We start from the raw sequence: 14,675 nt of genomic DNA, 5'->3' as shown, positions 1-14,675 counted from the left end.
AACTGGAAGTCGTTCGGCGCCGACCAACTTCCATGGCGAGTAAGTCGGACCGTGGCTCCCTCGGGTTCCCGGTGAATGTGGAGGAAAGCCGTGAACATCATCAATTCCGCGCCGGAAGGCCGGTCTGCAGTGCCTGGGCTGCCCGGCTGCCCGCCCGACGTAGTCGAACTGCGTGCTCGGGTCGACGCGTTCGTACGGGAGCGGGTCGTGCCCAGCGAGCCGCTGTTCGACGCGGGCGGGCCCGAAGCGACGGCGCGGATGCGAGAGCTTCAACGGGAAGCGAAGGAAGCCGGGTTGTGGGCGCTGCCGTTGCCCGTCGAGCTCGGCGGCCAAGGACTGCGGCTCTCGCACTACGCACACCTGGCGGAGGCGGAGGGCGCGAGCGACCACGGCCCGCTCGCGCTCGGCTCGGCCTCGCTCCTGGACGTGCTGATGCTCAGCCGGCACGCCACCGCGTCCGTCCAGGAGCGGTATCTGGCGCGGATCGCGGCCGGGGAACTGCGCGCCTGCTACGCGATGACCGAGCCGGACACCCCCGGCACCGACCCCAAGCTGACCGCGACCCGCGCCGACGAAGACCCGGACGGCGGGACGTGGCACCTACACGGCAGAAAGTGGTTCACCACCGGCGCCGGCGACGCCGATCTCGTGACCGTCATGGCACGTACGGACGGCGAGGCGCCAGGGGCCGACGGACTGTCGCTCCTGCTCGTCCCCACCACGGCGCCCGGATTCCGGGTGGTACGCGAACTGCCCGTCCTCGGCGTGGGCGGTCAGTGGGAGATCGAACTGGACGGTGTGGCCGTGGACCCGGATCACCTGGTGGGGGCGAGGGGCCACGCACTGCGGATCGCCGGTGAACGGATCGGACTCGGCCGCGCTCTGCGCTGCCTTCGCTGGCTCGGCCAGGCCACCCGCGCCTTCGACCTGATGTGCGCCCGCGCCCGCTCCCGCACCCAGTCGTCCGGCCCGCTGGCGGACCGTCAACTCGTCCAGCAGCTGGTCTTCGACGCGCTGCTCGCCATCCGCGGCACCCGACCGCTGGTCTACGAGGCGGTGGCCCGTCTGGAGGCGGGCGAGGACGCACGGGTGGAGACGGGGCTGGCCAAGGTCGCGGCCGCCCGGATGCTCCAGCAGGTCGCCGACGCGGCGATCCAGGTCCACGGGGCGGCCGGACTCGGGCCCGATACTCCGCTGCCCGCCCTGTTCCGGGCGGGTCGCGCGGCCCGGCTTCTCGACGGACCCGACGAGCTGCACATCTCATCGGTCGCGCGCCGGGTCCTGCGGGACTGACATCGGGCGCGCCGCGACGCTCAGGTGACGAACGGCCCGACCAGCCCGGTGAGCATCGCAAGCCCCAACGCCAGGAAGAAGTCGCCCCATACGAGTTCATGGCGCACGGCGATGCCGCGTGCCGCGTCATAGCAGCCGTCGAGCAACCCGCCCGAGGGCGACAGGTGGTGCGCACACAGCCGACGGAGCACCGCCTCGGCCCGGCCCGCCAACCGATCGGCTCCGCTGTGCCATCCCTCGGCACGGGCGAGGGAAGCCAGCTTCAGCGCGGCCACCGCCTCGATCGCGGCCGCCGAGGTGTCCACCGGGCCGGAGCGGTCCCCGTCATGCGGGACGAGCGGGGCCGGCCCGTCGAACCGCAGGGCCATCAGCCGCCGCGCCGCATCCCAAAGACCGCTCGCCGTCATGTCACCTGCTGGACCGCTCATCGGGCGCACTTCCGGTACGCAGTGCAGCCCGTCCGCCACCCCCAGCAGCAGCCACGCCACCGTACGGCTCCACCCCGGCGCGGGTTCCGCGCAGCCCGTCCACCCCCCACCGCTCGACGCCTTCCAGACGGGACGCGGCAGTTCCTCGGAAAGACACAGTGCGAGGTGTTGTGTCAGATGTCCGCGCGCCGCTGCCGCGCCGCCGCCGGACGCACATGCCAGCAGCGGCACCAGCCCCGGCACCCCGTCCGCCCTCGCCAGCAGCCGGGGCCCGCCGAAGGCGTCTCCCCAAGGGACCACTCGCAGTTCCGGGTCGTAGGCGTCCAGGCAGGCGCGTGCCGCCCGGTCACGGAGTTCGGCCGCTGCCCGATCGTGCCCGGGCCCGGCCGCCAGCGCGGTTCCGTACCACAGCACCAGCCCCCGGGCCGCGGTGTCCTGGTCGGCCCAGGGCGCCAGACGTCCGGTACACGCGACAGCCTCCGCCCGATCGCGGGCGGAGCCGTAGGCCAACGCGCGCAGCCACAGCAGCCCGGCCCAGGAGCCACCCGTCCAGGAGCCGCGCGACGTCGTGGTCCACCGACCGGTGTCGGGGTCCGCGTAGAGCGGGAAGCGCAGGCCCACCTCGGCCGCCGTCATACGGACCCGCTCAAGGAGGCCAGTCAACGCCGCTGCGGCCCAACCCCCGTCATCTGCAACCGTGTTCGTCGTCCCGTCCACCGTCATCATCCCTGTCCTCGGCGCAGCAGACGCGGCAGGGCGACCATCGCCGCGCCCGCGAATTCCCCTGCCACCAGCAGCCAGCCCTGCCCATAACCGGTGGCCGATACGAGCACCCCGAACAGCGGTGCGCCGAGCGCGAACCCGGCGAAGAAGCCGGCCGACACCAGCGCCGAGTCGGCGCCCGCCTTGCCCGGTGCGGCCCGCTGCATCACCAGCACCATCGACACCGCATTCGCGGATACGGCGCATACGCCCACGGCCACCACGGCCGGCCACACCACCATGTGCACCGGCAGCGAGGCCGCGAGCAGCAGCGCCGCACCCACCGCCCCGGCTGCCAGCGGCGCGGGTAGAGCCTCGGCCCGGCGCTGACGTCCCGCCGCACGGGACCACGCCACCCGTCCGCCCATGCCCGCCACCCCCAGCGTGGCCAGCAACGCGGCGGCGGCGGTCGGCGCCAGACCCAGCCGCTGCGTACCGAACAGCGCCAGATAGGTATTGACCGAAGCGATGCCGCACCCCAGCAACAGCGAGAACGCGGCCAGCCGCCACACCACCCCACGCGACGCCGGGCGCGGACCGGTGGCCGCCGCAGCTGCCGCGTCTGCGGGCAGCGCACACGCAGCCCATACCGCCGCCACCGCAGCCGTCCCCGCCGCCGCCCATACCGCCCCGCGCCAGCCCACGCCCGCCGCCAGCAGCGAGAGCGGCAGCCCTGCCGCAAAGGCCCCGAGCTGCACCCCGGACTGTTTGAACCCGGTGACCGCCCCACGCCGTTCGGACGGGAACACGGCAAGAATGATCTTGTTCGTGGCCGGGTTGGCGAGCGCCTGCGGCAGCCCGCCGATGGCTACCGCGATCAACAACCCCGCGGTCCCCGAAGCGGCACCGATCAGCGCCAGCGCGACCGCGGCAATCAGCAGCAACGCCACCAGGCAACGTCGCGGCCCCACCCGGTCCACCAGTCGCCCCGCCACCGGTGACAGCGCCGCGGCGATGCCGAAGCCCGCTGTGCTGGTCAGCCCCAGCACCGTCCGGGAGATGCCCAACTCGCCCACCAGAAGCGGGCCGAGCGCGCCCAGGAGGAACAACTGCATCATCGAGAACGCCATCGCGCAGGTCAGCAGCACGACCACGGACGGCCCCGAGCGAGGCGGTCGGCGACTACCGCATCCCGGTGTGGCGACATGAACTTCGGCGCGACCTGTTGTTTGCTTCACCACTGCGTTCTCACCACTGACCTCCGAGGTTCCCCGGCCCCGGACCGGGCCCGGAACAGTCAGTCGGCCCAGCCTGGCGCCCAGTTCCCGGACCGTCGGAAAGTCGGTGAGGAAGGGGAGTGCGGCTGCTACGGGATCGCCACGCTGGAAGCTTCTCGGCAACGCCGAAGTCGAAAGACCTGCTTGTTGGTCGGCTCTGGGTAGGCGCAAATCGTCACCGAGGTCTTCGCGCACGAATTCCGTGCCTCGTGCGAGGGACCGGTCGCCGCGCGGACCGCGCTCAAGCCCGTCGAGGCACCGGATGCCGGTTCGGCGCCCGAGCATGGATGACGAGGACGAGTCAGCGCTGGATGGCTCGCACCCGTTGGCAGACGTGCCGGTTCCGGACGGGCCCCGGCTCGTGAGCGCAGGTGTCGTGGCGAGCTGATGGTTCACTCCAAGGCCGATCTGAGTCCCTTGAGTGCTCGCCGGGGTGCGTTCCACGCTGAGCAAGCCCTTGAGCTTCGAGCACCGCGCTCCTGACGCCGGTGGTGCGGCACCTGGAGGCGTCCGCGATCGACGACGCGGCGGTGGCAATTCCGCGTCATCCGCCGACCGGTTGTGAGCGGAGCAGCAGCAGGGCGATGTCGTCGCTGCGGGGATCGGGTTGCACGTCGCGGCGAACGAGGGTTTCGGCGAGGACATCCAAGGGCTGGTGTGGAGCGCGTGCGAGGCGATCGGCCAGGTCGGCGGTGGCGTCATCCAGGTCGACACCGGGAGCTTCGACGAGCCCGTCGGTGTACAGGGCCAGCACAGCGCCCGGTGGCAGCGGAATCTCGGTGGCCGGGTACTCGGCGGTGGGGTCGATGCCGAGCAGGAGCCCGGGCCGGACGCGAAGCACCTCCGTGTGTCCGCCGGGGTGGCGCAGGAGCGGCGGCGGGTGGCCGGCGGTGCTCAATTGGACGTGGTGGCGGGCGAGGTCGAGGTGGGCGTAGAGGCAGCTGGTGAACAGCCCGGTGTCGAGGTCGTTGAGCAGGCGGTTGGTACGGGCGAGGACTTCGCCCGGGGGTGCGCCGGCGGTGGCGTGGACGGCGGTGCGCACTTGGCCCATGAGCGCGGCGGCATTCACATTGTGGCCCTGGACGTCGCCGATGGCGGCGGCGACGGTGGTGTCGTCGAGACGGATGAGGTCGTAGAAGTCGCCGCCGATGTCCATGCCGCGTGCCGCGGGCAGGTAGCGGGCAGCCACTTCCAGGCCGGGCACGACCGGCAGCCCGGCGGGGAGCAGGCCGGTCTGCAGGCCATGCGCGAGCTGGTGTTTGGCGTCGTACAGGCGAGCGCGGTCCAGGGCCTGGGCGATCAGACCGGCAAGAGAGGTCAGAACGGCGCGCTCGTCGGGCGTGAAGGGGCGGGGCCGGTCGAAGGTGACCACGCAGCAGCCGACCGGTCGCCCGGAGACGATCAGCGGCAGGAACGCCCAGGCCGCCCTGTTGGTCAGCTGCGGGATATCGGGGTTGAGCCGGGCCATTTCGGGGGGCGAGGCGAAGAAGAGAGGGACTCCGGTGGTCAGCGCGCGCACGGTGGGCGCTGCGGCGTCCCTGAAGGGCGGCAGGTCGAGGCGGTTGAGGACCTCGGGCCGGTAGCCGCGGGACCCGACGATACGCAGTCGCCCACCTTCGGCCACGGACACCACGAAGCCCTGGGCGTCGAAGGCGGGCATGATCTGGTCGGCGGCCAGCTCGACCACGTCCCGCACGCTGACCGCCTCGGTGAGCGTGGCGGCCAGGTGCATCAGGTCGTACAGCGAGCCTGCCCGGGACGCCATGTCGTTGTTTCCGCTTCGCCCTGGACCCCGCCCCTCCGCCCCGGGGGAGTCGTCGGTGGGGGTGATACGGACGCTGATGCCCGAGGCGTCCGGGTAAAGCCGGAAGGCCAGCCGCCGGTCCGGTGGGCGCAGGGCGATGAAGGATGTGGGCTGGCGGCTGATCACCGCGGCCCGGTAGCGGTCTTGGAAGACCGGCTCGTCCAGCCACGGCAGTGCCTCCCACAGGGGTGCTCCGAGCAGGTCCGGGGCGTTGCAACCGAGCAGGTCGGCAGCGGCGGCGCTGAGGAAAGCGATGCGGCCCGCCAGGTCCAGCGCGCAGCAGCCCTCCGGGAGGCGGTCGAGGAATCTCACCGCGGCCAGCGCCTCGACGGGCTCGGTCGTGGTAGCGCGCGGCGCGGCCGGCACGTGCGGCTCGCGTCCCGGCGGTACCGGGCTGCCGCTGTCGGCGGCACGCTGCAACAGCGCACCCATACGGTCGCAGGCGGCGCCGATCGCGTCGCGGTCGTGCGCGCTCAGCTGCGGCGGGCGCGAACCGGGCCACAACAGCACCAGTGCGCCCCACGCTGTGGCGCCGGTGGTGACCGGTGCGGCCGCCAGCGCCAAGTGGTACGGCGACACGAGGGCGGCCCTCGGGTAGCGGTGTGCCAGCTCTGCCTGGCTGCCGACCCACACCAGGCGCCGCTCACGCACTGCCTCGGCCACCGGGATCGGGTCTCCCAGCGGCACCCGCGCCCAGGGTGCCGCGATCTGCGGGGGAACACCGGTCAGAACCGTCAGCCGCAATACCCGCTCGCCCGGCGACAGCAGGTACACCAAGCCAACAGAGGCGCCCGTCTCCCGCACGGCCTGCACCAAGCCGGGGTCCAGCAGCTCCGGGCCGGAGCCCGCAGCAGGCCCGAAGGCGGCGGTGTCATGCACGCTCCCACCCTCCCCCGGCGGCACCGGACGACGGTCCCCGTGCGCAGCCGAAACGGTTCCAGGGCCCCGCCAAAGCCCGCGGCGGGAGCGGGGAGGGGCACCGCTGAGCCAGCACCTGAGCCCCGAAGGGCAGGTCCGTTCCGGCGAGCACCAGCCCCTGCGGCGCCTCCGTCGCAGCCCGTCGCCGCCAGGCTGCCAGCCGGAGCCCCGGACGGCCGTACCGCCGGTTGCGGCGAGCTTCATCCGGTGGCGGAGCCTTGAGCCGGCCGCCCCGAGCATCACCCATATCGGCACAATACGCCCGCTCGGATGGCATCACTTCCGTTGTGGGCAAGGGGCAGGACAAGTCCGCGCTGACGGACCTGCGCCACAGCATGATCGAGGAGCACGCGCAGACCCCGTACCGTGTCGTGGAGGTCGACCCCGGCATCAGCAGCGTCTCGACGCTGGCCGCGCGGCATCGCATTCCCCTGAATCAGGTCGGCCGGCCGGTGCACATCCCTGCGCGCCGCCTGCCCGAAGTGGGCCAGAACGACGGCGGGGACACCGTCGTCATGCTTGATGCGAACGAGTGGTTCGCCCACGCCGACGGCGACGACATCTGGATCTACTGGGGCGCCTACCTCCGCCCCCGCAGAGGACACACCACTCCATCGGCTGCCCACCGGTATGGTGCGCGAAGCTCCGGGCTTGAGGCTGCAGGCCTGCGTCTCTCGGTTGTTCCGACCACCAGGGCCATCCAGCCGGGCCCGAGCCATCCAGCCCAAGCCGAGGAGAGAACGGTGCCGCAGGAGCCGATGACCGCAACGCTCGGTCGCACCGCCGCCGTGGGACCGTTCTTCTCCGTCCGGACCGACCTCGGATCGCCCCGCGACCAGGGCTTTCTCCCCCTGGCGGAGTTGTACCGAGGGGGACACCCGGCGGCACTGCGCCACCGTCTGAAAACGGTCGCCACACGGCTCGGCACGGCGGAGCGCCGGGTCGCGGCCTCCCTTGCCTACCAGGGACTCGCCGGGCGACTGTGGTCGATCGCTCTGGCACCCGCGGCGGTGGCCGGAGACACCCCCGATCTCGACAGCGACGCGTTGTGGTGGCATCCGGACCGGAGCACACCCGACGAACTCTGGCTGCCCGCGCCGACTTCCCTGCCGCCGGCCTCCGAGCAGAGCCTCGCGAGCCGACTGCAAGCGGCGGTCCTGCACGATCACTTGGTGCCGTTGCACCACGCCATCAGCGCCGAGTCCCCGATCTCCCCCAAGGTGTTGTGGGGCAACGCCGCTTCGGCGCTGGTCGGCACCCTCCGTGTGCTGCACGACTGGTGTCGCAGGTCGGGCCGGCCGGAAGCGGCGGATCGCGCCGTGGCGCTCACCGCCTGCCTGCTCGAAGACCCGCATCTGCGCGACACCGGAACGCCGACTCCCGCCCTTCCGGCATTCTCACGACGCAGCTGCTGCCTGTACTACCGCGTGCCCGGCGGGGGGCTGTGCGGAGACTGCGTGCTGCGGCGGGCTCGGCGATAGAGCGGGGCCCAGCCACTGAGCGCGGCGGGCAGTGGAGAGGAACGTGAATCGGCGACTGTGGTCACGTGCCGAGGCCGGCGCTACGGACGCCAACGCTGCCGAAACCGGCCGACGTTCGTAGGGCGAGAGGGGTTCCTGGAACCCCGTTTGAATCGGCCGCAGCAGATCACCGGCGCGCACCGGTGAGGGGGCTCCACGCATCAGGCCCTCTTGGAATCGATCATCCAGGGAGCCGGGAGGCGCTCTACCGGCGGACCGCCGAGATCAGTCCGCCGGGCCGCTCCTCGCGCTGCGGCGGGGTGCCGGTCGGGCGGCCGTAGGCGGCAGCCCGCTCGCGCAGGGTGTGGCTGTCGGCCTCCCAGCCGTGCCCGGCCAGCCATCCCACCGGGTCGTCGGGCATCTCCGAGACCCACATGGACGCCGCCGTTCCCGGCGCGACGTCCGCGCCGAAGCGCTCGATCACGCCGCGCGAGCCCAACGTCAGCCCCATCCGACTGCCCGCCGCCGACTGCGCGCTGATCCGGGCCAGCAGCAGCTCCACCGCATCCTCGGGCAGATAGATCAGCAGTCCTTCGGCGATCCACGCGGTCGGCACGGCCGGGTCGTGCCCCGCGGCGGCCAGCGCGCCTGGCCAGTCCTCACGCAGATCCACCGGGACGGTGATCCGCTCGCAGCGTGCGACGGCCCGCTCCTGGCGCAGCACCGAAGCCTTGAAGTCCAGTGGGGCGGCGGTGTCGACCTCGAACAGCCGGGTGCCCTCGGGCCAGTCCATCCGGAAGGCCCGGCTGTCCATGCCGGCGCCGAGCAGCACGACCTGCCGGACCCCGGACGCGGAGGCCTGCTGCAACAGGTCGTCGAGGAACTTCGTCCTGATGACGATGGAGAACGACACGGCCAGCCGGCGGCGTCGCGCGGCCTCGTCATCGGGCCGCGGCGGAGAGGAGGGCCACAGGCCGCCGGCGGCGGCGAAGGCCTGTGCCAGTGGGTCGCGGAACAGCGCGTTCTCCCGCTCGGTCTCCAGCGCCCGCACCCTGGCCACCCCTACCGCCGTGGCCCACACTCCCGACGGCTGCACCTGCTCCTGCTCATCAGTCACCTCGCCAGCCTAGATGACCGATTCCAGGGGTCTGATGAGTGGAGTAGCTTCAGGCGCGGCCAGCCGGTCATGCGCGCACTGACCGCCTACGACCACTAAACCCTCGGAATCGATCACCTGGATCCGTCACACCATCAATCATGTTGGCTCAACGAGTCGTCCACCAGACCAGCTCGTCACCAGTCCCAGATCAGAAGCAGGTACTGACGGAAGGAGTCTGCTGTGGCCAGCGCAGGAGGGGCCGAGCTACTGCTGGGCGGCATAGTCGTTTTGGCTGCTTCGGTGCAGTGGCTCACCGGCATGGGCTTTGCGCTCATCGCGGTCCCCGTGCTCGTTCTGATGCTCGGGCCGGCGCAGGGAGTGGTGCTCGCAAATTGTGCAGCCGGAGTCATCAGCATCGTCGGACTCGCCGCGGGCTGGCGACGGGTACGCATCGGTGCCATGGTCCCCTTGGTCATCGCTGCCGCATGCACAGTGCCTGCGGGCTCATGGGCGGCGGCCCGGCTTCCCGAACCGGTCCTGCTGGTCGGCGTCGGGACTCTTGTGACGCTTGCTGTGGCTCTCGTGATGGGTGGCGCGCGCATGCCGGCTCTGACCGGAATGAGGGGCGCCGTAACCGCGGGTGCCGTGGGTGGATTCATGAACTCCGCCGCCGGTGTCGGCGGGCCACCGTACTCGCTGTACGCCTTGAATGCGGGGTGGTCGATCCACGAATTCGTGCCGAACGCACAGTTTTACGGCATCGCGGTGAACGTCTTCTCCGTGGCCGTGAACGGTGTACCACGGCTGAGTGGGTCAGCCTGGGCGGTGACCGTGGCTGCCATGCTGGCGGGCGCCCTCATCGGCAGGGCGCTTGCCCCGAGAGTCCGGGAGCGGGGAGCGCGTCGGCTCATCTTCGCCTTGGCCCTGGCCGGTGGCTTCTCCGTGCTGATCAAAGGACTGTTGGAGCTGGCATGACCGCCCACTGATCCTGGAGGCGGTCCGGTATCGGGCGGGCAGGACCAGGACGCCCCGCCTTCACAGTGGGTACTGAATGCTGCTGAGACCGGTCGGCAGGCCGGGCTCAGGCGCAGCCTCTGAGGAATTCGATGAGCGCCGCGTTCACCTCGTCCGGGCGTTCCTGCTGAGTCCAGTGCCCGCAACCGGCCAGCTTGAGGGGCTCGCGCCAGAGGTTGGGCATGAGGTCGGGGAGACGCTCGATGAGTTCGGGTGTGCCGGGGAAGGCGGGGACGAGGTCGCGGTCCCCGTAGATGTACAGGGCGGGCCGGGTGACGACGGCGCCGTGCCATGGAGCGGTCAGTTCCCAGTTGCGGTCGAGGTTGCGGTACCAGTTGAGTGCCCCGGTGAAGCCCTTGGAGAAGCTCTCGGTGAGTGCGTCGAGGTCGTCCTCGGTGAACCACTCCGGCAGTACCTCGGGGTCCGGCATGGTCGCGAGCCAGCCCTGCCCGGGTTCGATCAGAGGCTGCTTGACCTCGTCGGCGTGAGGAGCGGAGCCGGAGGCCGAGTAGAAGAACTTGCGGAGGGTGGTGCGTACGTCCCTCGCGAACTCGGCGTCTGCGACACCGGGGCGGTTGAAGTAGTTCCAGTAGAAGCGGCCGCCGAACCTCTTGTCCATGGCAGCCAGCGGAGGTTGTGTGCCCCGGAAAGGGGGTGGCACGCTCAGGCCGGCCACCCCGAGCACCATGTCCGGTCGCAGCAGCGCGGTGTGCCAGGCGACCGGCGCGCCCCAGTCGTGCCCGACGACGTACGCCTTCTCCTCGCCCAGAGCCTGGATCAGTCCGACGACATCGCCGACCAGGTGAAAGATGCTGTACGCCTCGACGTCGTCGGGATGGTCGCTGCGTCCGTATCCACGCTGATCGGGGGCGACCACCCGGAAGCCCGCCTCGGTCAGAGGGCCGAACTGGTGATGCCAGGAGTGCCAAGACTCGGGGAAGCCGTGCAGAAGCACCACCAGGGGGCCGTCGCCTTGCTCGGCGACGTGCAGCCGAACGCCGTTCACGTCAACCATTCGATGCTCAACCATGTCCATGAGCGTACGCGCCGTGATGTGCGGCGGCGGTGCCGGTCCCGGGCATACCGGAGCCCGCCTCGCCCGTCCCGCAGGGGGCCGGCGGGGCGGGGCTCGGCTGGGGGAGAGGACACCGCGCGGTGATCCGAACCCGGCCCGGTCCGCACGGGGACGGAGGTCGGGCGGCGTGAGGCGGGGGCGCGCCGTCGGTAGACGTCGCAGACGTCGTGTGCGTCCGCAGCCAGGCGTCTGACGCAGGCGGCGACTTCGTCGCGGTCCATGCTGCCGTGGGTGAACAGCGACGCGAAGCGGTCGCAGTCGTGCATCCTCCCCGCGTCGGTGAACTCCCCACGCAAACGCTCGATCTCGACGCGATCCGCGATGGCCCGGACGTCGGTCATGGTGACGATGAGACCTCCTGTTGGGGGGCCGGGTGTTCCGGACGGTAGTCACCGCCCGGAACACCCACCGACCACCGAGTCGCAACCGGCCTACGTGGCGAGTTCGGTTGGCTGGTCCAGCTGCGTCAGCATCTGCGGGTTTCTCACCACGGAGAGCTGCAACCGCCCCGTGCGCAGCGCGAAGAGGAACCGCTCCACCACGGCCCGCTGCTCCGACCGGCTCACCCGCAAGGCGGTTGAGCGTCTGCCGCGTCACGATCCGGATGAGGTACGCCCGCGGGTCGTGCACCTGCGAGTGGTCGATGTCGGCCACCGCAGCCAGGGCTCCTGCAGCACGTCCTACGCGTCGGTGGTCGACCCGAGCATCTCGTAGGCGGCGGTGAAAGGCAGGCTGCGATGGGCGACGAACGGGCCTTCGGTCATGCCGTCGATGCCACGTCGGACCTCTCCGGGCGCTCGGCCAGCGGAATCTCGCAGGCTTCGGAGTAGCCCTGCGACGTGACCCCGTTCGCAACGTTGTTCCTGGTCGCCATGTTGACGAAGGCGATGTATGCGGTGAGTTCCACCATCGCCGCCGACCCGAGCCGCTCCAGCAGGCTCGCGTACGACTCATCGGTGACGGTCGGCGGCGTGCTCGACATGGCCTCGGCGTACTCGAGGACGTCCCGCTCCAGAGGGGTGAACACGTCCGACTCCCTCCAGCGCGGCACCTGGCTCGCCTTGGTCAGGTCCAGGTCCTGGTTCTGCGCCTGGAAGTAGCCGACGTCGAGGCACCAGCTGCAGCCGACCTGTGCCGCGACGGCCATGTGCGCGAACGACTTGAGGCTCGCGTCGGCCGCATCCCACTCGCTCAGCTTGGCTGAGAATTCCAGATTGGAGGTGGCGACCTTGGGGCTGTGCCACACCACCTCGACGGGCTCGGGCACGGCACCGAGCTGCTTGATCATGTTCTCGCTCATCTCGGTGGGAAGCTCAGCCTTGGGAATACGCAGTGTCATGATCTTCCTTATCCGTTGGATTGGTTGGCATGAAGACACCGCGGCCCCCTCGGATGTGACAACGGAGGTTGGGCAGCGAGCTGGTTGCCGGTACGCGGGTTGTCCACGGAACGCCGGCGGCGGGCGGCCGTGGGAAGGCTCGAGGGCGGCGAATCAACCGGCCAGGTGTGCGGTGGCCGGCGTCAGCCTGGGGTGTGCACATCAATCGCGCGGTCTGCATCCGCGACGCTGCCCTGAAGAGGGGCCGACCGACAGGCGGCCGAGCGTGAGACTCGTGCCGGTGCCTTGGTGCGGACTGGGGTGGAGAGGCCGCGGCCGAACAGCGCGACGGCCGTTCGGTCCGTCAGTGGTGCCGGAACCCGGCGGCGTGGAAGGTCTTTCTGTGCCGGCGACCTGGGTGCGCGAGCGACGTGCGGCGGATCGCGATGAGCGCGGCGTCGTCGGCGAGGCGTCCGCCGGCGTGGGCGAGGAGGTCGCGCCGAATGTGGTGCAGGAGATTCTCGGGGCTGTGGTCGCTCCACTGGGCGGCCCGTTGGGTGAACGGGTAGAAGGCACCGTGGGAGTCGCGGGCTTCGATGACGCCGTCGGTGTAGAGCAGGAGGGTGTCGCCGGGCTCGAAGGAGAACACGTCCAGCGTGTAGTCCTCCGGCCTGGTGGGGCCGACGCCCAGTGGAGGCGCGGGGTGGACGGGAACGGGGTCGGCGTCGCCGGGGTGGAGCAGCAGAGGCGGAGGGTGGCCGCAGCTGGTCATTTGGATGAGGGGATCGGCGTCGGGGATCTCCAGTAGCAAGGCGGTCACGAAGCGTTCCCCGGCCTCTTCCTCCGCCTCGAAGTCGGGAAGGTAGTGGGCCACGCTCTGCTCCAGGCCGACGGCCAGTTCGGGAAGGGCCGTGTGCTTGTGGGCGGCCTCGCGGAAGGCGCCGAGCAGGAGGGCGGCCTCCCCGATGGCGTCCAGGCCCTTGCCCCGTACGTCGCCGATCATCACGCGGGCCCCGCCGTCGATGCGGGTGGCCGCGTACAGGTCCCCGCCGATCTGCGCCTCGTCCTCAGCCGCCAGGTACAGGCAGGCGACCTGCAGCGGGCCGAGCTGCTCGGGCAGGGGCCACAGCAGGACGTGCTGGGCGGCCTCGGCGACCGACCGCACCTGGTCCAGCTCCTTACGGCGCCGCTCGCGGACCACGCAGAAGCACACGGTCAGGATGGACAGCACCGTCAGGGCGAGGACCTGCACCATCACGTTCCGGGAGAACAGCACGCCGAAGTGCCATCCGATGAACGCCTGGGCCGCCACCGCCAGGACTCCGATTGCCCCGGTCAGGAGGGGGCCGGCGAAGGAAGCGGTGATCGCGGGCGCGATGACCAGGAGTGGACCGAGGTGGATATCGGCCGGAACCAGCAGGTCAACAATTGTGATCACCACGATGAGCACAACCGGGATCAACAACAGCGCATGGCTCGACTGCCACGGCTGCCGCAGTCCGGCGAAACGCTGCCGGGCGACCACCCTTTCACCCTGCACCATCCGGCCGCGCCTGACGAGCGGGCTTCAGGAGAACTGGCCGGATCTCTGATCATCCAGCCGGTCATATGGGGCGTCGCCAGCGGCGGTGGGGCGGGTGTGGAGGCGGCAGCCGCCACGACTGCGCGCTCCAGGCAGCCGGAGCGTTCACTGCGCGTGCAGGGGCGTCCGAGGCGTGTCGCCGCACCCAGGGTCGCCGGGAGTGTCGAGCGCGAAGACGGGCCGGTCGGCGCTGAGCGCGGTGATGTTCGGATTCCACATGGCGGAACAGCTGCCCGCACCGTGCACCAGCACGATCGGGCTGCGGGACCGGGCCGCGGGGTCTGCGGGGCCGTATCGGTAGACGTGCGTCGCCCCGAAGCCGGTCTCCACGCCGAGTTCCGCGCGCAGGGGCGCGCCCATCGCGCCCATCGCGTACAGCGCGCCGCAGGCCGTGACGTACCGGTCGCGCACGGCGTCGTTGACGTAGCCAGCTCCCAGGGATCCCCCGGTTGTCCGCCGGATGCCGTCGGTCGAATGCCGTCGGTCGGATGGCCGCGGCAGTATTGATAATTGATCCGCCAGTCAATGATGTGACGTGACGGATCAGGTCGCGCAGGCGGGGAAGGCAGGGGAGCGGGGACGTCGGCCGCAGGAGCTCAGGGCGCCATGGCCAGGCCGTCGATGAACGCCTGGCAGGTGGCGCGCATGCGGGTGAGCGTCATGGCGTGCGAGCCGACGAGGACCTGCAGGGCGAGCCCGTCGAGC

The 14,675-nt window shown here is 71.0% G+C and carries 11 protein-coding genes and 2 pseudogenes; 3 read left to right on the top strand and 10 right to left on the bottom strand.

Features of this window, described 5'->3' with window-relative positions; all coding sequences use genetic code 11:
• Positions 1–90 precede the first annotated feature (90 nt).
• Positions 91–1,293 carry an acyl-CoA dehydrogenase family protein gene (locus tag ACIRPT_RS27475; protein ID WP_403831708.1) on the top strand — a complete coding sequence of 401 codons (1,203 nt, stop codon included), beginning with the start codon at positions 91–93 and terminating at the stop codon, positions 1,291–1,293.
• Between the two features lie 20 nt (positions 1,294–1,313).
• Here ACIRPT_RS27475 and ACIRPT_RS27470 read toward each other — a convergent pair whose 3' ends face one another.
• The 3 genes from ACIRPT_RS27470 to ACIRPT_RS27460 all read right to left on the bottom strand — a co-directional run bounded on the left by ACIRPT_RS27470 (position 1,314) and on the right by ACIRPT_RS27460 (position 6,383).
• The gene (locus tag ACIRPT_RS27470) at positions 1,314–2,357 is read right to left on the bottom strand and encodes a sugar ABC transporter permease (protein ID WP_403831705.1); all 1,044 of its coding nucleotides are present in this window, start codon (positions 2,355–2,357) and stop codon (positions 1,314–1,316) included.
• An 86-nt stretch (positions 2,358–2,443) separates the two neighbouring features.
• Positions 2,444–3,577: an MFS transporter gene (locus tag ACIRPT_RS27465; RefSeq protein WP_403831702.1), complete on the bottom strand. Its 1,134-nt coding sequence runs from the start codon at positions 3,575–3,577 to the stop codon at positions 2,444–2,446.
• A gap of 667 nt (positions 3,578–4,244) precedes the next feature.
• Entirely contained in the window at positions 4,245–6,383 is a 2,139-nt protein-coding gene (locus tag ACIRPT_RS27460) for a SpoIIE family protein phosphatase (protein WP_403831699.1), read from the bottom strand.
• 326 nt (positions 6,384–6,709) lie between these two features.
• On the opposite strand from ACIRPT_RS27460, the gene ACIRPT_RS27455 reads away from it, so the two are divergent.
• Positions 6,710–7,903: a (2Fe-2S)-binding protein gene (locus ACIRPT_RS27455; protein WP_403831697.1), complete on the top strand. Its 1,194-nt coding sequence runs from the start codon at positions 6,710–6,712 to the stop codon at positions 7,901–7,903.
• 244 nt (positions 7,904–8,147) lie between these two features.
• On the opposite strand, the gene ACIRPT_RS27450 is transcribed toward ACIRPT_RS27455, so the two are convergent.
• Positions 8,148–8,963 carry a class I SAM-dependent methyltransferase gene (locus ACIRPT_RS27450; RefSeq protein ID WP_403832006.1) on the bottom strand — a complete coding sequence of 272 codons (816 nt, stop codon included), beginning with the start codon at positions 8,961–8,963 and terminating at the stop codon, positions 8,148–8,150.
• A 258-nt stretch (positions 8,964–9,221) separates the two neighbouring features.
• On the opposite strand from ACIRPT_RS27450, the gene ACIRPT_RS27445 reads away from it, so the two are divergent.
• Positions 9,222–9,956 (top strand): sulfite exporter TauE/SafE family protein, encoded by a 735-nt coding sequence (locus ACIRPT_RS27445; protein WP_403831694.1) that lies wholly within the window; start codon positions 9,222–9,224, stop codon positions 9,954–9,956.
• A 106-nt stretch (positions 9,957–10,062) separates the two neighbouring features.
• Here the strand turns inward: ACIRPT_RS27445 and ACIRPT_RS27440 are convergent, their stop codons facing one another.
• The 6 genes and pseudogenes from ACIRPT_RS27440 to ACIRPT_RS27415 all read right to left on the bottom strand — a co-directional run.
• Positions 10,063–11,025: an alpha/beta fold hydrolase gene (locus tag ACIRPT_RS27440; protein ID WP_403832004.1), complete on the bottom strand. Its 963-nt coding sequence runs from the start codon at positions 11,023–11,025 to the stop codon at positions 10,063–10,065.
• A gap of 476 nt (positions 11,026–11,501) precedes the next feature.
• A complete protein-coding gene (locus ACIRPT_RS27435) occupies positions 11,502–11,636 on the bottom strand; it encodes a hypothetical protein (protein ID WP_403832032.1) in 135 nt (44 codons plus the stop codon).
• A 4-nt stretch (positions 11,637–11,640) separates the two neighbouring features.
• A pseudogene (locus tag ACIRPT_RS27430) lies at positions 11,641–11,834 on the bottom strand (sigma factor); the annotation flags it as partial.
• Positions 11,831–12,409 carry a carboxymuconolactone decarboxylase family protein gene (locus ACIRPT_RS27425; RefSeq protein WP_403509956.1) on the bottom strand — a complete coding sequence of 193 codons (579 nt, stop codon included), beginning with the start codon at positions 12,407–12,409 and terminating at the stop codon, positions 11,831–11,833. The pseudogene ACIRPT_RS27430 and the gene ACIRPT_RS27425, both read right to left, overlap by 4 nt.
• A gap of 343 nt (positions 12,410–12,752) precedes the next feature.
• A complete protein-coding gene (locus ACIRPT_RS27420) occupies positions 12,753–13,931 on the bottom strand; it encodes a PP2C family protein-serine/threonine phosphatase (RefSeq protein ID WP_403831692.1) in 1,179 nt (392 codons plus the stop codon).
• Positions 13,932–14,084: 153 nt separating this feature from the next.
• A pseudogene (locus tag ACIRPT_RS27415) lies at positions 14,085–14,432 on the bottom strand (alpha/beta fold hydrolase); the annotation flags it as partial.
• Between the last annotated feature and the right edge of the window lie 243 nt (positions 14,433–14,675).

This window comes from Streptomyces sp. NPDC101227 (genome assembly GCF_044767545.1).
Lineage (GTDB): Bacteria > Actinomycetota > Actinomycetes > Streptomycetales > Streptomycetaceae > Streptomyces.
Note: the sequence above shows the minus strand (reverse complement) of the source record. Positions and strands in the feature narration are given on the sequence as shown.

Coding starts and splice junctions, on each gene's coding strand:
- ACIRPT_RS27470 (WP_403831705.1), bottom strand. CDS start 2,357: ATGACGGCGGCCGAGGTGGGCCTGCGCTTCCCGCTCTACGCGGACCCC.
- ACIRPT_RS27440 (WP_403832004.1), bottom strand. CDS start 11,025: ATGGTTGAGCATCGAATGGTTGACGTGAACGGCGTTCGGCTGCACGTC.
- ACIRPT_RS27425 (WP_403509956.1), bottom strand. CDS start 12,409: ATGACACTGCGTATTCCCAAGGCTGAGCTTCCCACCGAGATGAGCGAG.
- ACIRPT_RS27420 (WP_403831692.1), bottom strand. CDS start 13,931: ATGGTGCAGGGTGAAAGGGTGGTCGCCCGGCAGCGTTTCGCCGGACTG.